We start from the raw sequence: 22770 nt of genomic DNA, 5'->3' as shown, positions 1-22770 counted from the left end.
CAGAAATCCGCGAGCGGACTACGCTGGAGGAGTGATCGAACTCGAGGACGTGTCGGGCCTGGTGAATCCGATCGTCATCGCGGCGTTCGAGGGCTGGAACGACGCTGCCGACGCCGCCTCCTCCACCATCGACCACCTGATGAAGGTGTGGCACGCCCGCGTCGTCGGCGCGATCGACCCGGAGGACTACTACGACTTCCAGGTGAACCGCCCGAGCGTCGGTGTCGACGTCAACGGGCACCGCCGGGTCACCTGGCCGAGCACGCAGATCGCGATCGCGTCGCCGCCGACGCTCGACCGCGACATCATCCTGGTCCGCGGGATCGAGCCCAACATGCGCTGGCGCCGGTTCTGCGCGGAGCTGCTCGCGGCCTGCGACGAGCTGGGCGCGGAGCTGGTGGTCACCCTCGGGGCGCTGCTGGCCGACACGCCGCACACCCGGCCGATCCCGGTGACCGGCACCGCGACCGAGGCCGAGCTGGTCGACCGGCTCAAGCTCGAGGAGTCGACGTACGAGGGCCCCACGGGCATCGTCGGCGTCTTCCAGGACGCCTGCGTGCAGCTCGACATCCCGGCCGTGTCGTACTGGGCCGCAGTTCCCCACTACGTCGCGCAGCCGCCGTGCCCGAAGGCGACGCTGGCCCTGGTCGGCCAGCTGGAGGACCTGCTCGAGGCGAGCATCCCGCTCGAGGACCTGCCCGAGGACGCCCGGGCCTGGGAGCGCGGCGTCGACGAGCTGGCCGAGGAGGACGAGGACGTCGCCGACTACGTGCGCTCGCTCGAGGAGACCCGGGACACCACCGAGCTCCCCGAGGCCTCCGGAGAGGCGATCGCCCGTGAGTTCGAGCGGTATCTCAAGCGTCGGCAGGACGACGACTAGCGGCTCGGCGCGCGCGACGTTTGGTCACCAAGCACAGAGTGGGAGCGATCCCGTCTGCGCTTGGTGACCAAACGTGTGCCGGACAGCCACCGTCCGAATTACAGGTCGGATCAGAGGGCGAGGCCGAGGGCGGCGTCGAGGACCGCCAGGATCTGTACGGCGGCGTCGGGGTCGGAGGTGTCGGCGAGGCCGTCGGTACCGAGGGTGGAGGCCACCCAGCGGTCCACCGCAGCGACGGCGGTCGGGGCGTCCAGGTCCTGGGCCAGCGCGGCGAGGACCTCGGCGACGACCGGAGCCGCCGGTGCGCCCGCGCCGAGGGACAGAGCGCGGCGCCAGCGGTCGAGGTCGTCGACCGCGGTCCAGAGCTCGTCGTCGACCCACTCCCAGTCGGAGCGGTAGTGGTGCCGCATCAGCGCGAGGCGGATCGCCATCGGGTCGACGTCGCTGTTGCGCAGCGCGGACACGAAGACCAGGTTGCCGCGCGACTTCGACATCTTCTCGCCGTCGTAGCCGACCATCCCGCCGTGGCTGTAGACCTGCGCGAACGCCGTGCCGGGTACGGCGACCTGGGCATGCCCCGCACACATCTCGTGGTGCGGGAAGACCAGGTCGCTGCCGCCACCCTGCACGTCGAAGGCGCCGCCGAGGTGCTCCTGGGCGATCGCCGTGCACTCGACGTGCCAGCCGGGACGACCGGGACCCCACGGGCTGGGCCACGACGGCTCGCCCTCGCGTTCACCGCGCCACACGACGCAGTCGAGCGGGTCCTTCTTGCCGGGCCGGTCCGGGTCTCCGCCGCGGTTGGGGTAGAACTCGAGCATCTTCTCGCGGGTCCAGCCCGACTCGGCGCCGAACGCCGGGTCGGCGGTCACCGAGAAGTAGAGGTCGTCCTCGACCCGGTAGACCGAGCCGGCCTCCTCGAGGCGGCGGATCAGCTCGACCACCAGCGGGATCGACTCGACCGCACCGATGTAGTGGGCGGGCGGGAGGACCCGCAGCGCTGTCATGTCCTGGCGGAACAGCTCGGTCTCGCGCTCGGCGAGCTCCACCCAGTCGACGTGCACCTTCTCGGCGCGCTCCAGCAGGGGGTCGTCGACGTCGGTGACGTTCTGGACGTAGGTGACCTCGTGCCCGGCGTTGCGCCACGCACGGTTGAGCAGGTCGAAGGCGACGTAGGTGTTCGCGTGCCCCAGGTGGGTGGCGTCGTACGGCGTGATGCCGCAGACGTACATGCGCGCCGCTCCGTCCGGGGTGGTCGTGACCAGCCCACCCGACGGCGTGTCGTGCACCGCCACCGGCGGGCCTGCCACCGGCAGGGTCGGGATGTCCGGAGAAGCCCACGCTCGCATGTCGGGAAGCCTAGCGACTGAGGATCAGAAGGGCGGCCACGGGATGGCCGGCCACTCGCCACGCGGCGCCGGGAGGACGGCGCGCTCGGCCAGCCGCGCCGTACGCCGGTGCAGCGCGTCGATCTCGAAGTCCGTCAGGTGCTGGGCCAGGGCGTCGCCGAGCGGGCCGCGCAGCGCGGTGCGCACCCGCTCGACCCCGGCGAGCTCCTCGGCCGACAGCGGCTCCCCCAGCCAGCCCCACAGGACGGTCCGGAGCTTGTGCTCGGCGTGGAACGTGACGCCGTGGTCCACGCCGTACCGGTGCCCGTCGGTCATCTCGAGCACGTGACCGCCCTTGCGGTCCGCGTTGTTGACGAGGATGTCGAAGACGGCCATCCGGCGCAGCGGCTCGGTGTCCTCGTGGATCAGGGAGACCGGCTGGTCCTGCCCGTCGATGCCGTCGAACACGTGCCGCCAGCCGTCCGGCACCTCGCCCTCACGCACGAGGGTCACCGCGACCTGCTCCTGGTCGGGCTCCTGCCAGCGCTGCACCATGCCCGGGCCGTGCGGGCCGTCGCGCAGCCACGTCTCGGGCACGACGTTCCAGCCCGTGGCCTCGGAGACCAGGTACGCCGCGCGCTCCCGGTCCGCGAGGGTGCCGTCGGGGAAGTCCCACAGCGGCCGCTCGCCGGAGACCGGCTTGTAGACGACCTGCACGCCGCCGATGTCGCCGAGGAACGTCGCATTGGACGCGGGCATGATCCGGCCGCGCAGCTCCAGCTCTGCGCCGACCAGGTCGGGCACCGGCTCCGCCGTCACGCCGGCCTCACGGGTCCCGGCGCCGGAAGCCGTTCGCCCGCACGCACAGGTGGCCGTCGGGGTCGACGGGGCCGCCGCAGAACGGGCAGTCCGGTCGCCCGGCACCGAGCACCTGCTCGGCGCGCTTCACGAACGCCCGGGCGGTGCCGGCGGGGATCCGGACCAGGAACACCTCGTCCGGCTCGGGCTCCTCGAAGTCCTCGTCGTCGAGGTCGGCGACCTGCTCGGGGGTGATGACCGCGGCCTCGCTGTAGGGGAAGACCTCGATCACGAGCCGCTCGTCGGACGAGTCCCACGACAGCGTCATCGTGCCGGCGCGGAACTCCTCCTCGATCGGCTGCTCCAGCGGGTCGGAGTCGTCGAGCCCGAGCGGCGCCATCGCGGGGATCGCGGGGTCGCCGTGGGTGCTCGCGAGGACCTCGTCGAGCAGCTCGTCGATGCGCTCCGCGAGCGCCTGCACCTGCTGCTTCTCGAGCGCCACGCTCACCAGCCGTGCGCCGGCGCGCGCCTGGAGGAAGAACGTGCGCTGTCCGGGAGGGCCGACGGTGCCGGCCACGAAGCGCTCGGGCGGGTCGAATCCGTGGACGAGTGGAGCCATGCGATCACCCTAGGCGGTGGCCGAAGGGCCGGCGCCCCCGCCAACCGCTGCGTCGTCGGTACGTCGGCCGCGGGCCTTCTTGGCGGCCGGTTTGGGGGCCAGCCACGACAGGTCGCCCGAGTGGGTGTTGGTAGCGAGCACGTAGGGCCGGGCGGCGGTGTAGCGGATGATCGAGACCGACGCCGGGTCGACGTTCAGGCGCTGGAAGAGGTCCAGGTGCATGCCGAGCGCGTCCGCCAGGATCGACTTGATCAGGTCGCCGTGGCTGACGGCCACCCACACCGAGCCGGCTCCGTGCTCGGCCTCGAGCGCCGCGTCGCGCCGGCGTACGGCGGAGACCGCCCGCGCCTGCATCTCCACCATCGACTCGCCGCCCGGGAACGTCACCGCGGACGGCTGCGACTGCACCGTCGGCCAGAGCTTGTCCTTGGCCAGCTCTTTGAGCGGCCGGCCCTGCCACTCGCCGTAGTCGGCCTCGGAGAGCCCCCGCTCGGTGACCGGCTTCAACGTCGCGGCCTGCGCCGCGAGGATCGCCTTCGTGGTCTGGCGGCAGCGCTCCAGCGGGCTGGTCACGGCGGCTACCAGCGGGACGACCGCGAGCCGCTCACCGGTGCGCGCCGCCTGTGCCGCACCGACCTCGTCGAGCCGGACGCCCGGCGTCCGGCCGGCCAGCACCCCGGACGCGTTCGCCGTCGTACGCCCGTGCCGGACCAGGATCACCGTTGCCATGTCGGCGACTGTAGTGGGGCTAGCGTGGCCCCGTGATCGTGGACTGCGCCCTCTACCGCGAGGGCACCCGTACCGACGACGACGCCCACTGGCGAGACCTCGCGGCCAAGGCCACCGGTGACGACGACTTCGTCTGGATCGGGCTCCACGACCCGTCGCCGGACGAGATGCACGACGTTGCCGAGGCCTTCGACCTGCACCCGCTGGCGGTCGAGGACGCCGTGCAGCCGCACCAGCGGCCGAAGCTGGAGCGGTTCGGCGACATGGTCTTCCTGGTGATCAAGACGCTCTGGTACGTCGACGCGGAGGACGCCGTCGAGACCGGTGAGATCGCCATGTTCGTGGGCGCAGGCTTTGTGGTCACCGTCCGCCACGGGCAGGGCAACGAGCTGCACTCGGCCCGCTCGGAGCTCGAGCACAGCCGTCAGGTCCTCAGCCACGGCCCGGGCGGGGTGCTGTACGCCGTGATCGACCGGGTCGTCGACGAGTACCTCGACGTCGCCGACGAGCTCGTCATCGACGTCGACGAGATCGAGACGTCGGTCTTCTCCGCCGACCGCACCAACGACTCCGCGCGCATCTACGTGCTCAAGCGCGAGATCGCCGAGGTACGGCGCGCCGTGCTGCCCCTGCGTGAGCCCGTCGCCAGGCTGGCGAGCGGCGACATCCCGGCCGTGCCGGAGGAGGCGACGCCGTTCTTCCGCGACGTCGCGGACCACCTGGCCCGAGCGGCTGAGACCGTGGACGCGCTGGACGCCCTGCTGTCGACGGCGTTCGACGCCCACCTGGCGCAGATCTCGGTGCAGCAGAACGACGACATGCGCAAGATCTCGGCCGGCGCCGCGCTGATCGTCGTCCCGACCCTGATCGCCGGCGTCTACGGCATGAACTTCCGGCACATGCCCGAGCTCGACTGGACCTACGGGTACCCGTTCGCGCTGCTGCTCATGGCGGCCGCGGCGGGCGGGCTGTGGGTGCTGTTCAAGCGTTCGGGTTGGCTGTAGCCCCGATCGCCTAGGCCGCGATGACGCCCGTCGCGACCAGGATCAGGGTGCCCGCGCCGAGGGCGATCCGGTAGATCACGAACGGCGTGAAGGAGTGCGTGCTGACGAAGCGCAGCAGCCACGCGATCGCGGCGTACCCGACGACGAAGGAGACGACCGTCGCCAGGATGGTCGGGCCCCAGCCGTAGAGGTTGTCGCCGTTGGGCACGTCCTTGAGCTCGAAGACGCCGGCGCCGATGACCGCCGGGATGGCGAGCAGGAACGCGTAGCGCGTGGCCGTCTCGCGCTCGTAGCCGAGGAAGCGGCCCATCGACAGGGTGGCGCCGGACCGGGAGACGCCCGGGATCAGCGCGAGTGCCTGGGCGAGGCCCATCAGCACCGCGTCCCGCAGGCCGAGCTGCTTGAGCGTCTTCTCGGTGCCGCCGACGCGGTCGGCGATCCCGAGCACGATGCCGCCGACGATGAGCGTCGTCCCGATGATCCAGAGGCTGCGGAAGTCGCTCTCGATGACGTCCTTGAGCGCGACGCCGAGCACGACGATGGGCAGCGAGCCCAGGATGATGAACCAGCCCATCCGGGCGTCCAGCTGGCCGCGGTACTCCGGTCGGAACAGCGACTTCACCCAGGTGACGGCGATCCGCCAGATGTCGCGCCAGAAGAAGATGAGCACGGCCAGCTCGGTGCCGATCTGGATGACTGCGGTGAACGCGGCACCCGGGTCGCCCCAGCCGAAGACCTCGGGGAGGATCCGGAGGTGGGCGCTGCTCGAGATCGGCAGGAACTCGGTCAGGCCCTGGATGACGCCGAGGACCACTGCCTGGAGATAGTCGACCACGTCGCGGAATCCTACGGGCGTCCATGTGGCGTGCCGGGGCCGCCCCGCGTGGGCGCTCCGACTAATTTGTCCGCATGCAGCAGCGGCGAGTCGGCGCGACCGGCCTGACAGTGTCCCGGCTCGGCCTGGGCACGATGACGTGGGGACGCGACACCGACGAGCACGAGGCGCGCGACCAGCTGATCGCGTTCGCCGAGGCCGGCGGCACCCTGGTGGACACGGCAGCCGGCTACGGCAACGGCGCCTCCGAGGAGCTCGTCGGATCCCTCATCGGCGACGTGGTCTCGCGGGACGAGGTCGTGCTCGCCACCAAGGCCGGGATCAGCGCCCGCAACGGCGGCCGGACCTACGACACCTCACGCGGTCACCTGCTCGCGACGCTGGACGCCTCCCTGCGCCGACTCGGTGTCGAGCACGTCGACCTGTGGCAGGTGCACATCTGGTCCGACGACACCCCGCTCGAGGAGACGCTGGCCGCGCTGGACCAGGCGGTCACCAGCGGACGCGCGTCGTACGTCGGCGTCTCGAACTACACCGGCTGGCAGACCGCCCAGGCCGCGACCTGGCAGCGCGCCGTACCGGGTCGTACGCCGCTGGCGAGCACCCAGGTCGAGTACTCGCTGCTCAACCGGGCGGTCGAGCACGAGGTCCTGCCGGCCGCGGCGGCGCTCGGCCTCGGCGTACTGCCGTGGTCGCCGCTGGGGCGGGGCGTGCTGACCGGCAAGTACCGGTCGGGGACGCCGTCGGACTCGCGGGCCGCGTCGACCCACTTCTCCAACTTCGTCGGTCCGTACCTCGACGAGCGGGGCGCCGGCATCGTCGAGGCCGTCGCCCGCGCCGCCGACGGCCTCGGCCTCTCGGCGCTCGAGGTGGCCCTCACGTGGGTGCGCGACCGACCCGGCGTCACCGCGCCGATCGTCGGCGCGCGCACCGCTGCCCAGCTGCGCGGGGCGCTCGGCGTCGAGGAGCTGAGCCTGCCCCCCGAGATCATCGCCGCCCTGGACGACGTGTCAGCAGACTGAGGGGAGCCCATCGATGAGCCGTGCGTTGCGCCGACCGCCCGCTCCGGGGGTGGAGTGGGAGTTCGACAAGGTGACGTTCTCGCGGGAGTACTCGCGCAACGTCGTCCGCAAGCTGCTCGTCGAGCGCGCCGAGCACGGCGGATGGGAGCTCGACCGGGTCCGGATCGGCCCCGACGGCACCCGCCGGGTGGTGCTGCGCCGCAAGATCATCCGCCAGACGCGGCCGGACTTCTACTACATCTGACACTCGCCGGCTTCGCCGTTTGGTCACCAACCGTGCATGGGAGCGTTCCCGCTCTGCGCTTGGTGACCAAACGTCGCAGCCGGAGGGCCGAGCGGAGGCCTCGGCAGGCCCCTCAGACGTCGTCGAGGAACCGGTCGAAGACCCGCGCACCGAACTCGAGGGCGTCGACGGGGACGCGCTCGTCGACGCCGTGGAAGAGCGCCGTGAAGTCCAGGTCGGCGGGCAGGCGCAGCGGCGCGAAGCCGTAGGACCGCATCCCGAGCTTGCGGAAGTGCTTGGCGTCGGTGCCGCCGCTCATCAGGTACGGCGCGACGATCGCCTCGTCGTCCTCGGCGAGGATCGAGCGGGTCATCGCGTCGACCAGGGCGCCGTCGTACGGCGTCTCCCAGGGCGGCTGGTTGGAGACGTACTCGATCGAGATGTCGTCGCCGACCAGCTCGGCCAGCGTCGCGAAGAACTCGTCCTCGTAGCCCGGCAGGAAGCGGCCGTCGACGTGCGCGGTGGCCTCGGTCGGGATGACGTTGACCTTGTAGCCGGCGCCGAGCATCGTCGGGTTGCAGGTGTTGCGGATGACGGCGCCCATCATCCGGGCCGCTCCCCCGAACTCCTCCACCAGCGCCTCGGCGTTCTCGGGGGTCGCCTCGGTGCCGGCCAGCTCGCCGATCGAGGCGAGCAGGGTCCGCATCGCCGGGGTGAGCCGCACCGGCCAGTCGTGCGCACCGATCCGGGCGACGGCGCCCGCCAGCGACGTGACGGCGTTCTCGTGGTTGATCATCGAGCCGTGGCCGGCGCGGCCGCGGGCGGTGAGCCGCATCCAGGCCATCCCCTTCTCGGCCGCCTCGATCAGGTACACGCGCCGGCCGCGCACGGTCGCGCTGAAGCCGCCGACCTCGCCGACGGCCTCGGTGCAGCCCTCGAGCTCCTCGGCGTGCCGCTCGACCAGCACCTCGGCGCCGAGGTGGCCGCCGGCCTCCTCGTCGGCGGTGAAGCACAGCGTGATCGGCCGCTCGGGGATGCGACCCGACCGCTGCCGCGCGCGTACGACGGACAACAGCATCGCGTCGAAGTCCTTCATGTCGACGGCGCCCCGTCCCCACACGTAGCCGTCCTGGACCTCGCCGGAGAACGGGTCCACCTGCCAGTCCTCGGCGGCGGCCGGTACGACGTCGAGGTGGCCGTGCAGCAGCAGCCCGCCCCGGTCCGAGGAGGCGTCGGAGCCGGAGCCGCCCCACTGCGCCACGACCGAGGTCCGGCCGGCCTCGGACTCGTAGAGCCGCGACTCGATCCCGACCTCGTCGAGCAGCGTGGCGACGTACTCGGCCGCCTTCCGCTCCCCCGGGCCCTCGTCGCTGCCGTAGTTCGAGGTGTCGATCCGGATCAGGTCGCGGCAGAGCTCGACGACCTCGCCGGCAGGGTCCACACGCGTGTCCGTCATGGCCCCAGCATGTCACCGGCACGAGGGGGGTGCCGATGCGGGAGTTCGGCCGACCCTTTGCTAATCTTCCACCGCACTCGTCCGGGTGGCGGAATTGGCAGACGCGCTAGCTTGAGGTGCTAGTGCCCGTATTAGGGCGTGGGGGTTCAAGTCCCCCCTCGGACACTGGAAAGGCCCCGGCTCCACGGGGCCTTTTCTTCATTTCCGGCACGATCACGACGAATCACAGCCATGTCATTTAACCAACGCACTCGGGCGTGTCGCTTGACAATTTGCGTCACATCGTTCCCACGAGGGCTCTTTTGTCCCTAGACTCCCACCCGTGTCGCTCCGGTCCCGCCTGCGTGCGCCGCTGATCGCTGCTACATCGGCAGCCCTGGTCGGCGGCCTGCTGGCGTTCGCCCCCGCGGCCGTCGCGGCGCCGAAGCACGCGGTGCCGAAGCACCACCAGCCGAAGCACGCGACGCCGAAGCACGATCGGGCGAGCGGCAAGGCGGCGATGCTGGCGCGGGAGAACCGGGCCGCCGCCGACGGTCTGACGAAGTCGCGCGCGGTGTTCGCGCGCAGCTCCTACCTGTGCGTGGGCTACAAGGCGTGCGGGCAGGCCGGCATGGGCTCGGGCGGGTACGCCGCGGTCAGCAACAAGATGTACTGGCGGATGTACTCCGGCCACAACTGCACCAACTACGCCGCCTACCGCATGGTCGCCAGCGGGCTCCCCAACCAGCGGCCCTGGTCCGGCGGCGGCAACGCGACGTACTGGGGCACCTCGGTCCCCTCCCTGACCGACCGCACGCCCGCCGTCGGCGCGGTCGCCTGGTGGAAGGCCAACACGGGCCCCGCCGGCTCGGCCGGGCACGTCGCGTACGTCGAGAAGGTCGTCTCCGCCGACGAGATCATCATCTCGCAGGACAGCTGGGGCGGTGACTTCTCCTGGGCCGTCGTCACCAGGGCGAGCGGCAACTGGCCCAGCGGCTTCGTGCACTTCAACGACCTCAAGCTGGTCAACAAGGCTGCCCCCGTTGTCTCCGGCATCGCCAAGGTCGGCGCCGTCCTGAAGGCCACCGCCGGCACCTGGAACCCGACCGACGCCAAGGTCAGCTACCAGTGGTACGCCAACGGCGTCGCCATCCCGAGCGCCACCAAGTCGACGCTGACCCTCGACGGCAGCCTCCTCGGGCGGACGATCAAGGTCCGCACGACCGCGGCCAAGGCCGGCTACTCGACGAAGGCGGCCGCCACCTCCGTGGCGACCCCGGCGGTCCTCCCCGGCGTGCTCTCGAGCACCACGGCGCCGTCGATCAGCGGCAAGCTGCAGGTCACGGCGACGCTGTCCCTCTCCCAGGGCGCCTGGAACGTCACTCCGGACAGCACGACCGTGCAGTGGTACGCCGACGGCCAGCCGATCAGCGGCGCGGTCGGCTCGACCCTCAAGCTCGCCCCCGAGCTCGCCGGGCGCGCGATCTCCGCGACGATCACCGCCAACCGGGCCTACTACGACCCCGTCACCGTCTCGACCCCCGTCACCGCCGCCGTCGCCCCCGGCAACATCAAGACCCTCCGGACCCCGTCGACCAGCGGCGTCACGAGGCCGGGCCAGGTGCTGACCGTGGACCCGGGCGCCTACCGGCCGAGCGACGCGAGTGTCGCGATCCAGTGGCTGCGCAACGGTCAGCCGGTCCTCAACGCGACCGGCCCGACGTACCAGCTCACGGCGGCCGACCTGGGCGCCCGCATGTCGACCAGCATCACGATCAGCCGCGCGGGCTACACGACGACCACGAAGGCGACCCCGGCGACCGCGCTCGTGCGCTCGACGCCGCGGCTCAAGGTCCAGCAGCTGCGGGGCAAGCACGCCGTCCGGCTGACGATCACGGTGAGCGCGCCGTACGTCAGCCAGGTCGACGGGACGGTCCTGGTCCGGCTGCAGGGCGGCTTCCGCCAGGCGGTCGTGCTCCACCACGGCGTGGCGCGGGTGCGGATCACCGGGATGGCGAAGGCCAAGCGCGTGCTGAGCCTCGTCTACCGAGGCAGCCGGACCGTCGAGCCCGGTGCGCGCAAGGGCATCGTCCGCACCCCCTGATCCCGGCGAGCGCGCCGAGGATCAGGACACCGGGTCGTACCCGCAGGCGTCCTGGGTCTTCACCGGCGTGCCGTCCGCGTCCGGAGCGGCGGAGTGCTTCTTCCTCGGCGCGAGCGCCTTGTCGACGACGGACTGCATCCAGGCGTAGTCCGGGTCGCCCGAGAAGAACTTGTCCGAGGACACGAACGCCATCGACTTCAGCGGCCGCTCCTTGACCTTCATGGCCAGGTCGACGAAGGCGGGCATCAGCTCGCGCGGTACGTCGGTCCGCAGGATCTCCTTGCCGGCCGAGGCGAGCGCCTGGTAGCGCCGCAGCACGGTGAGCGGATCCGCGGCCTCGACGAGCGCGTCCACCATGCACCGCTGGCGCAGCATCCGCTTGTAGTCGTCGGAGCCCCAGCGGCCGCGCGAGTACCAGAGGGCGTGGAACCCGTCGAGGTGCTGGTCGGGGCCCGGCTCGAGGTAGCCGGTCGGCGGGATGCCCGCGTCGGTGTTGCCGTTGATCGCGATCGGCTCGTTGATGTTGACCGTGACTCCGCCGATCGCGTCGACGAGCTGCTGGAAGCCCAGCAGGTTGATCAGCACGTAGTAGTCGACGTGGGTGCCGAGGCTGCCGGCGACCGCCTGCTTCACGGCGTCCGCGCCCTCGTTCTCGGACTTGCCGAGGATGTGCGGGTAGAGCGCCGGCACCTGGCTGTAGACCGCGTTGAGCATCCAGTTGCCGGGGTCCGAGCCGTCCGGGCTCCGGAAGCCGTCGGGGAAGGCGTCGTGCAGCGGGCTGCCGTCGGGGAACTGCGCGTTCATCATGTTGCGGGGCAGGCTGAACATCACCGACTTGCCGGTCTTGGTGTTCATGCTCAGCAGGATCACCGAGTCGGTGCGGATACCGGTCCGCCCGACTCCCCCGTCACCGCCCAGGAGCAGCACGTTGACCTGCTGCCGCCCGCCCCACGGGTCCTCCTCGGTGACGTCGTCGGGCGCGGTCGCGGTGTTCTCACCGTCGAAGACGCTGTTGACGAGGTCGGCCTGGCTGTGAGCGATCCGCACGGCCTGGACGGCGGGGATGCTGCCGAGGATGCAGAGCAGGGCCACGACGATCACGCCCAGGCCCTTCTCGATGATCGGCATGGGGATCGGGCGGACCATCAGGTAGGTCGTCGCGACGACGAAGATCCAGACCGCCAGCAGCGCGACGAACCCGACCTGAGCGACCTGGAGCCTGGCGGGGTCGAACGCGAGGTCGGCCGCGTGGTGCAGGTCGCCGAAGTAGTACGCCGTCAGGGCGACACCGGCCAGGAACGGGACCAGGACGGCGTACCCGAGCCGGCGGCCGGTCCACAGGTAGCCGGCGCCCGGCAGGGCCGCGCCCAGCACGGTGATGCCGAGGGCGCCGCCGAGGGTCTTGGCCCGCCGGAACTCGCGCTCGCGCGCGGCCCGGTGCTTGCCGGAACGGTCGGTGGGCAGGGGCATGGGAGGTCCCACGGTCACCGCCATGCGCACCCCTCCGGTCGTTTCCCGGGGAGAAGATACCAACGAGCGGGAGCGTTCCCGCGCATCATCGGCTCAGACGGGGACGCCTCCGGCGACGGCGTACGACGTCCCCCGCGGGTCCCGCGTCCAGAGGACCCCGTCGCCCGCACTCGCACCCTCGGCCGCGAGCTCCCGCTTGAGCACCTTGTTGGTGGCCGTGCTGGGCAGGTCGGCGGCGATCCGCACGTAGCGGGGCCAGGCCTTCGCCGACAGGTCGGGCTGCTGGCCGAGGAACTCCTCGAGCTCGGCGGGCGAGAGCGTGGCGTCGTCCTGGAGCACGATCGCCGCCATCACCTGGTCGCCGACGTGCTCGTCGGGCACGGCGTACACGGCGATCCGGTTGACCGACGGCAGCCGGAGGAAGATCCGCTCGATCGGTGCGGCAGCGAGGTTCTCGCCGTCGACCCGCATCCAGTCCGCGGTCCGCCCGGCGAGGTAGATCCAGCCGTCGGCGTCGCGGTAGGCGAGGTCGCCGGACCAGTACATCCCGTGCCGCATCCGCTCGTCGTTGGCGCTCTGGTCGTTGTAGTAGCCGTTGAAGTAGCCGGCGCCCTGGGTGTTGACCAGCTCCCCCGTCGCCTCGTCCGCGTTGGTGAGTGCGCCGTGCTCGTCGAAGACGGCGACGGCACACTCCGTGACGGTCTCGGAGTCGTAGATCGCCACCCCGTCGAACCCCTTGCCGATCGACCCCAGCGGCGTGCCGGGCTCACGGGTGATGATCACGGCCAGCTCCGTGGAGCCGAACCCGTCCCAGACGGCGCAGCCGAAGCGGCGGCTGAACTCGTCGATGTCGCGGTCGCTCGCCTCGTTGCCGAAGGCCACCCGCAGGGTGTTGTCGGCGTCGTCGGGCAGCTCGGGCGTGGCGAGCACGTAGGCGAGCGGCTTGCCGACGTAGTTCATGTACGTGACGCCGTACCGGCGGACGTCCTCGAGGAACCGGGATGCGCTGAACTTCGCCGGCACGATCGTGGCGCCGGCGCACACCGCGGGGCTCCAGCCGGCCACGACGGCGTTCGAGTGGAAGAGCGGCATCGCGACGTAGCAGACGTCGTCCGCGCCGAGCTCGAAGCGGCCCTGCAGGTTGAGCCCGGAGAAGAGCACCATGAGGTGGTTGACCTGCACGGCCTTGGGGTCGCCGCTGGTCCCGGAGGTGAAGATCATCATGAACGTGTCCATGGCCTCGACCTCGCGGTACGGCGTGAGCGGACCCGCCTCGGCCACCAGTGAGGTCCACTCGGGCGTCGAGGTGTCGAGCACCCGGACCCCGCTGAGGTCCAGCCCGTCGAGGAGCGGCCGGTGCTCGGCGTCGGTGACGAGGAGCTGGCAGTCGGCCCGCCGGATGTCCTTGAGCAGCCCCTCCCCACGCCGGGTGTTGTTGATCCCGCAGAGCGTGTATCCGCCCAGGCCGGCGGCCGCCATCATCCGCAGCATGTCGGGGGTGTTCCCCAGCAGGCTGGCGATGTGCATCGGCCGCTCGGCGTCGGCGGCGCCGAGCAGTGCGGACGCGACGGCGGACGCGTCAGCGACGTGCTCGCGCCAGGTCCAGCTCTCCTCGCCGTACCGCACCGCCGTGTTGTCGTCCTCCGCGCGCTCGCGCAGCAGCTGCTGGACCGTCTCGGCCACGTCGCCTCCCTCTCCCAAGTTGACACGTGTCAAACTAGGCGACCGTGGGCTAACCTGCAACACGTTCTAGTGACCCCGATCACCCGGAGCCATCATGCCAAGCCACTACGCCAGCCTGTCCCGCGACGAGCTCGCGACCCTGGTGCCCGAGCTGCTCCTGATCGGGCAGCTGATCGACCGCTCCGGCATGGCGTGGTGCATCTCGGCGTGGGGACGCGAGGAGATGGCCCAGGTCGCGATCGAGGAGTGGGCGGGCTCCAGCCCGATCTACACCCGCCGGATGCAGAGGGCGCTGGGCTACGAGGGCACCGACATCGTCACGATCTTCAAGGGCCTCCAGCTCGACATCGGCGCTCCCCCGCAGTTCATGGACTTCCGGTACGACGTGCAGGACCGCTGGCACGGGACCTTCCACCTCGACCACTGCGGCGCGCTGATGGACGTCGAGCCGATGGGCGAGTCCTACGTGCGCTCGATGTGCCACGACATCGAGGACCCCACCTTCGACGCGACCGCGGTCGCGACCAACCCGAAGGCCCAGGTGCGGCCCGTCCACCGTCCGCCGCGGGCCCCCGCGGACCGGCACCCGCACTGCGCGTGGACGGTGATCATCGACGAGTCACACCCGCCGGTCTCCCCGCTGGCGCCGTACTACGTCATCGAGCGGACCCGCGCTGCGGTCGTCGAGCTCGACCCGATCGACCCCGGCGACGAGGGCGCCGCGGACTACGCCGGCGACCTCGTGTCCGACGTCGACTTCGGCGCGTTCTCCCACTCGGCGCTGGTCCGGATCGCCGACGAGGTCTGCCTGCAGATGCACCTGCTCAACCTCTCCTTCGTGCACGCCGTGCGCACGCGCTCGAGCGACGAGGCGCAGGCGACCGACATCGCCACCAAGCAGCTCATCGGCATCGCCGGCATCGCGAGCGAGCGGATCCACCGGGCGCTCGGCCTGCCCGACACCGCCGAGGGCGCACTGCGCGCCCTGGAGCTGCACCCGCTGCTCAACCCGGCGGCGTACGTCGCGGCCTCGGTCGACGGCTACGAGCTGACGGTCGAGCCGTCCGATGCCACGGCCGACGGTGCCTGGATCGCGTTCTGCGGGCCGCACGAGACCCGGCCGCTGCAGGCAGCCGTCCGCGCGGTCGACCCGCACCTCGACGTCGACGTCTCCGGCAGCGCCGAGGCGTGGACCGCGACCCTGGTCCGGCGCGACGAGCCCGCCCCGGAGGCCGGCGAGGTCGCCGTCACCCGCTTCAGCACCGGCGCGTCGTTCGCGTTCGAGCCGCGGACATCGATCCCGATCACCGTCATCTGACGGATGCAACCCGCCCGTCGCCTCGTCATACTGGGCGGGTGCCCATCACCCGCGGTTTCCTCGGCAAGCGCCGTGGCCCCGAGCGCGCCGACCGCCTGCCTCCGGGGCAGTACGACACCGGCAGCTCCTGGCCCACCCTGACGGCAGAGGCCACGCCGAACCTCGACGTCGAGAAGTGGACGATGTCGGTCGACGGCCTGGTCGAGACGCCCCGCACCTGGTCCTGGCGCGAGCTGCACGCGCTGCCCGGCTCGACGTACTTCGGTGACATCCACTGCGTGACGACCTGGTCGAAGTTCGACGTCACGTTCGCGGGCGTCAGCGTCGACACGCTGCTGGAGGCGGCCGGGCCGCTGCCCGAGGCGGCGTACGTGATGGCGCACTCGACGACCGGCTACACCACCAACCTGCCGCTCGCCGACCTGACCGGCGGCAAGGCGTGGGTCGTCTGGGACTACGACGGCAAGCCGCTCCCCCGTGGCCACGGCGGCCCGGTGCGACTGCTCGTGCCGCACCTCTACTTCTGGAAGTCCGCGAAGTGGGTCACCCGCCTCGAGCTGATGGACCGGGACCGGCCGGGCTTCTGGGAGCAGAACGGCTACCACGACCGCGGCGACCCGTGGCTCGAGCAGCGCTACCAGGGCGACCCGTAGTGGCCGCCCCCGCGGGCGACTGGACGACCGGGACCATCATCGAGCTCGACCACCCCACCGAGCGGCTGGTCCGCCTGCGCTTCCACGTCGAGGACCGCGTCGACCACCTGCCCGGGCAGCACTACGTCGTCCGGCTCCGCGCCCCGGACGACTACACGGCCCAGCGCTCCTACTCGATCGCCTCCGACCCCGACGACCCGCTGCTCGAGCTGATGGTCGAGTGCCTGCCCGACGGCGAGGTCTCCGGGTTCCTGCACGACGTCGCCGAGGTCGGCGACACCCTCGAGCTGCGTGGCCCGATCGGCGGGTGGTTCGTCTGGGAGGGCGACGTTCCGGCCGTCTGCGTGGCCGGCGGCTCCGGTGTGGTGCCGGTCGTCGCGATGACCCGCTACGCACGACGGCTCGGCCTGCAGGACAAGCTCAAGGTCGTCGTCGTGGCGCGGACCTGGGAGGACCTGCCGTACGCCGCGGAGCTGCAGCGGTACGGCGCCTTCATCGCGCTCACCCGCGAGAACCTGGGCGGCCGGGTCGCCGCCCCGCCGTACCCGGACGAGCTCCGCGACCTGGTCGCGGGCGCCGAGCGCGGCTACATCTGCGGGTCCGTCGGGTTCGCGTCCTACGCCACTCGCCTGCTCGAGGACGCGGGGCTCGCGAGCGACACGATCCGCGTCGAGCAGTTCGGCGAGACCGGCTGAGCCGAGGACACCCCTAGGATCTACGCATGCTCATCCTGGGAATCATCCTCTTCGGCATGCTCATCGGTGCCGGTGCACAGCTCATCCTCGGTCGCGACGGCGGCGGCATCGACTGGACGATGGCGATCGTCGCGGGCCTGGTCGGCTCCTTCGTCGGCGGTCTGCTGATCAGCCTCCTCTCCGGCGACGGCATCGAGCTGCGCGCGAGCGGCATCATCGGCTCCCTGGTCGGTGCGCTGGTCATCACCGCTGCCTGGCGCTGGTACGCCGCGCGCAAGACCGCTTGAGACTCCGCCTGTGAGCGAGGCGTTCGGGCACTTCCGCGTCGGCTTCGTCACCGGCGCGACGCCGGACAAGTGGGCGCGCACCTGGCGTGAGCGCTTCGCCCGCGACCCCCTCGAGCTGGTCCCGGTGTCCGAGGACGAGCAGGAGGAGCGGATCCGGGAGGGCACCCTCGACATGACGCTGGTGCGCCTGCCGATCGATCGCGACGGGCTGCACTGCATCCCGTTGTACGAGGAGCTCCCGGTCGCGGTGATGGGTGCCGAGCACCTGCTGACCCTGACCGACGAGGTCACGACCGCCGACCTCGCCGACGAGCAGCTCGTGCTCCCGGAGCGGTCCGGCTGGGCCCCCACCGCCGACCAGCTCGCGTGGCCGGACATGAGCATGAAGGACGCGGTGGAGGTCGTCGCGAGCGGCACCGGCGTCGTGGTCGTCCCGATGTCGATCGCCCGGCTGCACCACCGCAAGGACGTCACCTACCGCGTGGTCACGGACCTGCCGGGCAGCACCATCGGGCTGTCGTGGCTCATCGACAACGAGGACCCCTGGGTCCAGCGGTTCATCGGGATCGTGCGCGGCCGCTCGGAGCGCAGCTCTCGGGGGTGAGTCTCCTCACGGGTGTCCCCTGCGGTGAGATGGGTAGGCGTACCTGGTGACCACTCTGCAACGCCGTCCGTCTCCACCCTCCGAACCCTCGCAGCACCCGGCGCTCGACCAACCCGTCGTCGAGGCGGCCGCCCGACCCGGCGGCCTCGACCGCATCGTCTTCGGCGTCACCGCCGCGATCGCGATCGCCTTCCTCGTGTGGGGCTTCGTGAGCACGAGCAGCCTGGCGAGCGCGTCGGACAGCGCCCTCACCTGGGTCATGGAGGACACCGGCTGGCTCTTCGTGCTCACCGCGAGCGCCATCGTCGTCTTCGTCATCTGGCTCGCCGCGAGCCGGTACGGCGACATCCCGCTCGGCCGCGACGACGAGGAGCCGGAGTTCAGGACCGTCTCCTGGGTCGCGATGATGTTCAGCGCCGGCATGGGGATCGGCCTGATGTTCTACGGCGTCGGCGAACCGATCAGCCACTTCACCACGGCTCCTCCCGGCACTGGTGAGGCCGGCTCCGTCCAGACCGCGATGGCCACCACGCTCTTCCACTGGACGCTGCACCCCTGGGCCATCTACGCGGTCGTCGGTCTCGCGATCGCCTACGGCACCTACCGCAAGGGCCGGGTGCAGCTGATCTCCGCCGCGTTCGAGCCGCTGCTCGGCAAGCGCGCGAACGGCGGCTGGGGACGGGTCATCGACATGCTGGCGATCTTCGCCACCCTCTTCGGCTCCGCGGCCTCGCTCGGCCTCGGTGCCCTGCAGATCGGCACCGGCCTCACGATCGTCACCTCGATCGGCACCGTCGGCAACGCCGTCCTGATCGCGATCATCGCCGTCCTGACGGTCGCCTTCATCCTGTCGGCCGTCTCGGGAGTCGCCCGCGGCATCCAGTGGCTGTCGAACATCAACATGGTGCTCGCCCTGGCCCTCGCGCTCTTCATCTTCATCGGCGGGCCGACCGTCTTCATGCTCAACCTGGTGCCCACCTCGCTCGGCAGCTACTTCGCCGACCTCCCGATGATGTCCGCGCGGACCGCGGCCGAGGGTGACGACGTCAACGCGTGGCTCGAGTCGTGGACGATCTTCTACTGGGCCTGGTGGGTGTCGTGGACGCCGTTCGTCGGCATGTTCATCGCCCGGATCTCGCGGGGCCGGACGATCCGTCAGTTCGTCACCGGCGTCCTGCTCGTGCCGAGCGTCGTGAGCCTCGTCTGGTTCTGCATCTTCGGTGGCGCCGCGATCAAGCTCCAGCAGACCGGCACCGACATCGCCGGGGCCGGCGGCGGCAAGATCGAGTCGCAGCTCTTCAACACGCTCGACGCCTATCCGCTGGCCACCGTGACGACGATCATCGTGATGGTCCTGGTCGCGATCTTCTTCGTCTCCGGCGCCGACGCCGCGTCCATCGTGATGGGCACGCTGTCGGAGCGCGGCAGCCAGGAGCCGCGCCGTCGTACGGTCGTCTTCTGGGGCGTCGCCACCGGCTCGGTGGCCGCCGTGATGCTGCTCGTCGGAGGGTCGAACGCCCTCAACGGACTTCAGTCGATCACGATCGTCGCGGCCCTCCCGTTCGTGGTCGTGATGCTCGCGCTGTGCGTGTCCCTCATGAAGGACCTCCGCAGCGACCCGCTGATGGTGCGCCGCAAGTACGCCGCGGAGGCCGTCGAGCAGGCGGTCGTCACCGGCGTCACCGCACACGGTGACGACTTCGTGATCGCGGTGGAGAACGACCCCGAGAACTCCGCCGACTGGTCGACCGCCGCCGTCACCAGCTTGTCGACAGCGGACGACCCTCGGTGAAGCCCGCGGTGCTCTGAACGCCGACGACGGCCCGCTCGTGGAGCTCCGCGAGCGTGGCCGCGCCGGCGTACGTGCAGGCGGATCGGACGCCGGAGCAGATCTCGTCGACGAGGTCCTCCACGCCCGGGCGCGCGGGGTCGAGGTACATCCGTGACGACGAGATGCCCTCCTCGTAGAGGCCCTTGCGGGCCCGGTCGTAGGCCGACTCGGTGCTGGTCCGGTTGGCGACCGCCCGGGCCGAGGCCATGCCGAAGGAGACCTTGAAGGCGCGGCCGTCGGCGTCGTGCATCAGGTCGCCCGGCGACTCGTGCGTGCCCGCGAACCAGGAGCCGACCATGACCGCGGACGCGCCGGCCGCGAGGGCGAGCGCGACGTCGCGCGGGTGCCGCACCCCGCCGTCGGCCCAGACGTGCTTGCCCAGTTCCCGCGCGGCGGCCGCGCACTCGAGCACCGCCGAGAACTGCGGTCGCCCGACGCCGGTCATCATCCGCGTGGTGCACATGGCCCCCGGCCCGACCCCGACCTTCACGATGTCGGCGCCGGCCCCGATCAGCGCGCGGGTGCCGTCGGCGTCGACGACGTTGCCCGCCACGACGGGCACCTGCGGGTCGAGCGCGCGGACGGCGGCGAGGGCCTCGAGCATCCGGTCCTGGTGGCCGTGCGCGGTGTCGACGACGAGGCAGTCGACGCCGGCCTCGAGCAGCTCCTTGGCCTTGAGCGCGACGTCGCCGTTCACGCCGACCGCCGCGGCGATGCGCAGTCCCCCGGTGGCGTCGACGGCCGGTCGGTAGAGGGTGGCGCGCAGGGCGCCGGTGCGGGTCAGCACGCCGACCAGGGCCCCGTCGCTGTCGACGGCGACCGCCATCGGCGCGTGCGCCGCGTGCAGGGCGTCGAACGCTGCCCGCGGGTCGGCGTCCGCCGCGAGGCGCACCGCGATCGGCTGCATCACCTGCTGCACCTGGGCGAACCGGTCCACCTCGACGCAGTCGGCCTCGGACACGATGCCGACGGGCCGGCCCTCGTCGACGACGACCGCGGCGCGGTGAGCGCGCTTGGGGATCAGCGACAGCGCCTCGGCCACCGTTTGGTGGGGGGCCAGCTCGATCGGGGTGTCGAAGACCAGGTCGCGGCTCTTCACGAAGGAGACCACGTCGGCGACCACGGAGGCCGGGATGTCCTGCGGGATCACGGCGAGGCCGCCGCGACGGGCGATGGTCTCGGCCATCCGCTTGCCCGCGATCGCGGTCATGTTCGCGACGACCAGCGGGAGCGTGGCGCCGGTGCCGTCGGTGGTGGCCAGGTCGACGTCGTACCGGCTGGCGATCGCGGAGTGCCGCGGGACCATGAACACGTCGTCGTACGTCAGGTCGTGGCCGGGGGCAGTGGAATCGAGGAACCGCACGTCGGTGCAGTCTACGGCGATCTCGAGGGTGTGGCTCCTTGTCCGGCGCCGTCGCGAGCGGGGCTTCGCGCCGATCCCGGCAAGGCGGAGGTGCGAAGGCGGGACGGAGTCCCGTCGAGTCGCCTCCAACGCCGCCGGATCGGATGCGAAGGTCCGCGTAGCAGGCGCATCCGGACGAGGAGCCGCGCCCTAGGGTGATCCCCATGCCGTTCGTGGAGCCTGGTCGACCGTCGGACCTGATCGAGGAGACCCACCGCCTCTTCCGCGACACGTACGGCGGCGAGGCGACCGCGATCGCACGGGCGCCCGGGCGGGTGAACCTGATCGGCGAGCACACCGACTACAACGGGGGCCTCGTGCTCCCGGTGGCCCTCCCGCACGCCACCTATGCGGCCGTCGCTGCGCGCGATGACCGCGTGCTGCGGATCGCGAGCGGGGACGACGGCGAGCCCTGGACCGGGAGCATCGACGAGGTCGGACCGGGTGCGGTCGACGGCTGGGCGGCGTACGTCGGCGGCGTGCTGTGGGCGCTGCGCGAGGACGGCATCGAGCTGCCCGGCATGGACGTCGTCGTGCACGGCACGGTGCCGCTCGGAGCCGGGCTCTCGAGCTCGGCTGCGCTCGAGTGCTCGGTCGCGCTGGCGGCCTGCGGTCTCGTGGGGCTGCCCGTCGACGACGCGCTCCGGCACCGGCTCGTGGCCGCCTGCATCCGGGCCGAGACCGAGGTCGCAGGCGCCCCGACCGGCGGGATGGACCAGTCGATCTCGCTCCTCGCCGTGGCCGAGGCGGCGCTGCTGATCGACTTCGGTGACGACACCTCCCAGCCGGTGCCCCTGCACCTGCCCGAGGCCGGTCTGACGCTGCTCGTCACCGACACCCGGGTCGAGCACGCGCTGGTCGACGGCGGGTACGCCGCCCGCCGAGCAGACTGCGAGGCGGCGGCCGCGGCGCTCGGCGTACGAACGCTGCGCGAGGCGACCCTCGACTCGGTCGCCGGGATCGAGGACGAGCGGGTGCGCCGCCGCGCCACCCACATCGTCACGGAGATCGCCCGGGTCCGCGACGTCGTCGCGGCGGTGTCGACGGCCGACTGGGCTGCGGTCGGGCGCGCGTTCGGCGCCTCCCACGCCTCGATGCGCGACGACTTCGAGATCTCCTGTCCCGAGCTCGACCTGACCGTGGTCACCGCGGTCGAGGCCGGCGCCGTGGGCGCCCGGATGACCGGCGGCGGCTTCGGCGGCTCCGCGGTCTCCCTGGTGCCCACCGAGCGCGTCGATGCCGTCGTCCGAGCCGTCGACACCGCCTTCGCCGCAGCCGGTTTCCGGCCGCCGCAGCACCTGGTCGCCGAGCCCAGCCGGGCCGCCGCGGTGGTCGACTGACTCGCACGTTTGGTCACCAAGCACAGGGTGGGAGCGCTCCGACGTGCGCTTGGTGACCAAACGTGGGGCGCGGAGCCCCCAGCCAGCGTGCTTGAATCCCAGGCATGACCGACAAGTCACCGCTCGACAAGGTCCAGGATGCCGTGCGCGACGCGCTGGCCGATCCCTCAGCTGCGGCGGTGAAGGCCGCCGAGCAGGCGCGTGGTGTCGTCGCGCTCGGGTTCCTGGCCGTCGGACAGGCCGCGCAGTCCGTGGGTGAGCGGCTGATGCGCTCCCCCGCGCCGGCGCCCACGCCGCCATCGGCGCCGGGGCCTGCCATCACGCCGCGGGAGCAGCAGCCGACGCCCGCCGACGTGGCCAAGGTCGCGAAGAAGGCGCCGGCCAAGAAGGCTCCTGCGAAGAAGGCGCCGCCCAAGAAGTCGGCCACCCCGAGCGCCAAGCTGCCGCCCAAGAAGGCACCCGCGACGAAGGCGACCCCGCCGGCCGGGTCGGAGGCCTGACGGACCCCCG

General features: G+C 71.6%; 22 protein-coding genes and 1 tRNA gene. 14 read left to right on the top strand and 9 right to left on the bottom strand.

Annotated elements, in window-relative coordinates; genetic code table 11:
* Positions 1-31 precede the first annotated feature (31 nt).
* Positions 32-880, top strand: coding sequence for a PAC2 family protein (locus ASC77_RS00915; protein ID WP_056147638.1), 849 nt, complete (start codon positions 32-34; stop codon positions 878-880).
* A gap of 110 nt (positions 881-990) precedes the next feature.
* Here the strand turns inward: ASC77_RS00915 and mshC are convergent, their stop codons facing one another.
* The 4 genes from mshC to ASC77_RS00895 are packed head-to-tail and all read right to left on the bottom strand — an operon-like array spanning position 991 to position 4354.
* A complete protein-coding gene (gene mshC / locus ASC77_RS00910; RefSeq protein WP_056147634.1) occupies positions 991-2229 on the bottom strand; it encodes a cysteine--1-D-myo-inosityl 2-amino-2-deoxy-alpha-D-glucopyranoside ligase in 1239 nt (412 codons plus the stop codon).
* 24 nt (positions 2230-2253) lie between these two features.
* Positions 2254-3027: an SCO1664 family protein gene (locus ASC77_RS00905; RefSeq protein WP_082574372.1), complete on the bottom strand. Its 774-nt coding sequence runs from the start codon at positions 3025-3027 to the stop codon at positions 2254-2256.
* A 7-nt stretch (positions 3028-3034) separates the two neighbouring features.
* Complete coding sequence (locus tag ASC77_RS00900; RefSeq protein WP_056147632.1) at positions 3035-3625, bottom strand: DUF3090 domain-containing protein; 591 nt, start codon at positions 3623-3625, stop codon at positions 3035-3037.
* 9 nt (positions 3626-3634) lie between these two features.
* Positions 3635-4354 carry a histidine phosphatase family protein gene (locus ASC77_RS00895; RefSeq protein ID WP_056147629.1) on the bottom strand — a complete coding sequence of 240 codons (720 nt, stop codon included), beginning with the start codon at positions 4352-4354 and terminating at the stop codon, positions 3635-3637.
* Between the two features lie 32 nt (positions 4355-4386).
* On the opposite strand from ASC77_RS00895, the gene corA reads away from it, so the two are divergent.
* Positions 4387-5358 carry a magnesium/cobalt transporter CorA gene (gene corA, locus ASC77_RS00890; RefSeq protein ID WP_056147626.1) on the top strand — a complete coding sequence of 324 codons (972 nt, stop codon included), beginning with the start codon at positions 4387-4389 and terminating at the stop codon, positions 5356-5358.
* 10 nt (positions 5359-5368) lie between these two features.
* Here corA and ASC77_RS00885 read toward each other — a convergent pair whose 3' ends face one another.
* Complete coding sequence (locus tag ASC77_RS00885; protein WP_056147623.1) at positions 5369-6193, bottom strand: undecaprenyl-diphosphate phosphatase; 825 nt, start codon at positions 6191-6193, stop codon at positions 5369-5371.
* Between the two features lie 74 nt (positions 6194-6267).
* On the opposite strand from ASC77_RS00885, the gene ASC77_RS00880 reads away from it, so the two are divergent.
* Complete coding sequence (locus tag ASC77_RS00880) at positions 6268-7215, top strand: aldo/keto reductase (RefSeq protein WP_056147620.1); 948 nt, start codon at positions 6268-6270, stop codon at positions 7213-7215.
* A 13-nt stretch (positions 7216-7228) separates the two neighbouring features.
* The gene (locus ASC77_RS00875) at positions 7229-7459 is read left to right on the top strand and encodes a DUF5703 family protein (RefSeq protein WP_056147619.1); all 231 of its coding nucleotides are present in this window, start codon (positions 7229-7231) and stop codon (positions 7457-7459) included.
* A 112-nt stretch (positions 7460-7571) separates the two neighbouring features.
* On the opposite strand, the gene ASC77_RS00870 is transcribed toward ASC77_RS00875, so the two are convergent.
* Positions 7572-8894: a M20/M25/M40 family metallo-hydrolase gene (locus ASC77_RS00870; RefSeq protein WP_056147616.1), complete on the bottom strand. Its 1323-nt coding sequence runs from the start codon at positions 8892-8894 to the stop codon at positions 7572-7574.
* A gap of 79 nt (positions 8895-8973) precedes the next feature.
* Here ASC77_RS00870 and ASC77_RS00865 point away from each other — a divergent pair.
* Both ASC77_RS00865 and ASC77_RS00860 read left to right on the top strand, forming a co-directional pair.
* Positions 8974-9059: transfer RNA gene (locus ASC77_RS00865), tRNA-Leu, on the top strand.
* Between the two features lie 157 nt (positions 9060-9216).
* Positions 9217-10977: a CHAP domain-containing protein gene (locus ASC77_RS00860; RefSeq protein WP_056147614.1), complete on the top strand. Its 1761-nt coding sequence runs from the start codon at positions 9217-9219 to the stop codon at positions 10975-10977.
* Between the two features lie 21 nt (positions 10978-10998).
* On the opposite strand, the gene ASC77_RS00855 is transcribed toward ASC77_RS00860, so the two are convergent.
* Entirely contained in the window at positions 10999-12447 is a 1449-nt protein-coding gene (locus ASC77_RS00855; RefSeq protein WP_156390861.1) for an LCP family protein, read from the bottom strand.
* Between the two features lie 93 nt (positions 12448-12540).
* Positions 12541-14130: a fatty-acid--CoA ligase FadD1 gene (gene fadD1 / locus ASC77_RS00850; RefSeq protein ID WP_056147609.1), complete on the bottom strand. Its 1590-nt coding sequence runs from the start codon at positions 14128-14130 to the stop codon at positions 12541-12543.
* 94 nt (positions 14131-14224) lie between these two features.
* Between fadD1 and ASC77_RS00845 the strand changes: the two genes are divergently transcribed.
* The 6 genes from ASC77_RS00845 to ASC77_RS00820 are packed head-to-tail and all read left to right on the top strand — an operon-like array spanning position 14225 to position 19479.
* Positions 14225-15448, top strand: coding sequence for a hypothetical protein (locus tag ASC77_RS00845; RefSeq protein ID WP_056147606.1), 1224 nt, complete (start codon positions 14225-14227; stop codon positions 15446-15448).
* A gap of 38 nt (positions 15449-15486) precedes the next feature.
* Positions 15487-16101, top strand: coding sequence for a sulfite oxidase-like oxidoreductase (locus tag ASC77_RS00840; RefSeq protein WP_056147603.1), 615 nt, complete (start codon positions 15487-15489; stop codon positions 16099-16101).
* Positions 16101-16796 (top strand): FAD-binding oxidoreductase, encoded by a 696-nt coding sequence (locus ASC77_RS00835; protein WP_235547375.1) that lies wholly within the window; start codon positions 16101-16103, stop codon positions 16794-16796. Before ASC77_RS00840 ends, ASC77_RS00835 begins: the two co-directional genes overlap by 1 nt.
* A gap of 26 nt (positions 16797-16822) precedes the next feature.
* The gene (locus ASC77_RS00830) at positions 16823-17083 is read left to right on the top strand and encodes a GlsB/YeaQ/YmgE family stress response membrane protein (RefSeq protein WP_056147602.1); all 261 of its coding nucleotides are present in this window, start codon (positions 16823-16825) and stop codon (positions 17081-17083) included.
* A gap of 10 nt (positions 17084-17093) precedes the next feature.
* Positions 17094-17687: a LysR family substrate-binding domain-containing protein gene (locus tag ASC77_RS00825; RefSeq protein ID WP_056147600.1), complete on the top strand. Its 594-nt coding sequence runs from the start codon at positions 17094-17096 to the stop codon at positions 17685-17687.
* A gap of 46 nt (positions 17688-17733) precedes the next feature.
* Positions 17734-19479 (top strand): BCCT family transporter, encoded by a 1746-nt coding sequence (locus ASC77_RS00820; protein ID WP_235547373.1) that lies wholly within the window; start codon positions 17734-17736, stop codon positions 19477-19479.
* On the opposite strand, the gene ASC77_RS00815 is transcribed toward ASC77_RS00820, so the two are convergent.
* Positions 19445-20881: a GuaB1 family IMP dehydrogenase-related protein gene (locus ASC77_RS00815; RefSeq protein ID WP_056147596.1), complete on the bottom strand. Its 1437-nt coding sequence runs from the start codon at positions 20879-20881 to the stop codon at positions 19445-19447. The two genes, ASC77_RS00820 and ASC77_RS00815, sit on opposite strands and share 35 nt — an antisense overlap.
* Positions 20882-21084: 203 nt before the next feature.
* Here ASC77_RS00815 and galK point away from each other — a divergent pair, with 203 nt between their 5' ends.
* Together galK and ASC77_RS00805 are read left to right on the top strand one after the other, a co-directional pair.
* Positions 21085-22260: a galactokinase gene (gene galK, locus ASC77_RS00810; protein WP_056147595.1), complete on the top strand. Its 1176-nt coding sequence runs from the start codon at positions 21085-21087 to the stop codon at positions 22258-22260.
* A 104-nt stretch (positions 22261-22364) separates the two neighbouring features.
* Complete coding sequence (locus ASC77_RS00805; protein ID WP_056147592.1) at positions 22365-22760, top strand: hypothetical protein; 396 nt, start codon at positions 22365-22367, stop codon at positions 22758-22760.
* Positions 22761-22770: the final 10 nt, after the last annotated feature.

The organism is Nocardioides sp. Root1257 (assembly GCF_001425175.1).
Lineage (GTDB): Bacteria > Actinomycetota > Actinomycetes > Propionibacteriales > Nocardioidaceae > Nocardioides.
Note: the sequence above shows the minus strand (reverse complement) of the source record. Positions and strands in the feature narration are given on the sequence as shown.

Coding starts and splice junctions, on each gene's coding strand:
- mshC (WP_056147634.1), bottom strand. CDS start 2,229: ATGCGAGCGTGGGCTTCTCCGGACATCCCGACCCTGCCGGTGGCAGGC.
- ASC77_RS00900 (WP_056147632.1), bottom strand. CDS start 3,625: ATGGCTCCACTCGTCCACGGATTCGACCCGCCCGAGCGCTTCGTGGCC.
- ASC77_RS00895 (WP_056147629.1), bottom strand. CDS start 4,354: ATGGCAACGGTGATCCTGGTCCGGCACGGGCGTACGACGGCGAACGCG.
- ASC77_RS00880 (WP_056147620.1), top strand. CDS start 6,268: ATGCAGCAGCGGCGAGTCGGCGCGACCGGCCTGACAGTGTCCCGGCTC.
- ASC77_RS00875 (WP_056147619.1), top strand. CDS start 7,229: ATGAGCCGTGCGTTGCGCCGACCGCCCGCTCCGGGGGTGGAGTGGGAG.
- ASC77_RS00870 (WP_056147616.1), bottom strand. CDS start 8,894: ATGACGGACACGCGTGTGGACCCTGCCGGCGAGGTCGTCGAGCTCTGC.
- ASC77_RS00855 (WP_156390861.1), bottom strand. CDS start 12,447: ATGCCCCTGCCCACCGACCGTTCCGGCAAGCACCGGGCCGCGCGCGAG.
- ASC77_RS00845 (WP_056147606.1), top strand. CDS start 14,225: ATGCCAAGCCACTACGCCAGCCTGTCCCGCGACGAGCTCGCGACCCTG.
- ASC77_RS00830 (WP_056147602.1), top strand. CDS start 16,823: ATGCTCATCCTGGGAATCATCCTCTTCGGCATGCTCATCGGTGCCGGT.
- galK (WP_056147595.1), top strand. CDS start 21,085: ATGCCGTTCGTGGAGCCTGGTCGACCGTCGGACCTGATCGAGGAGACC.
- ASC77_RS00805 (WP_056147592.1), top strand. CDS start 22,365: ATGACCGACAAGTCACCGCTCGACAAGGTCCAGGATGCCGTGCGCGAC.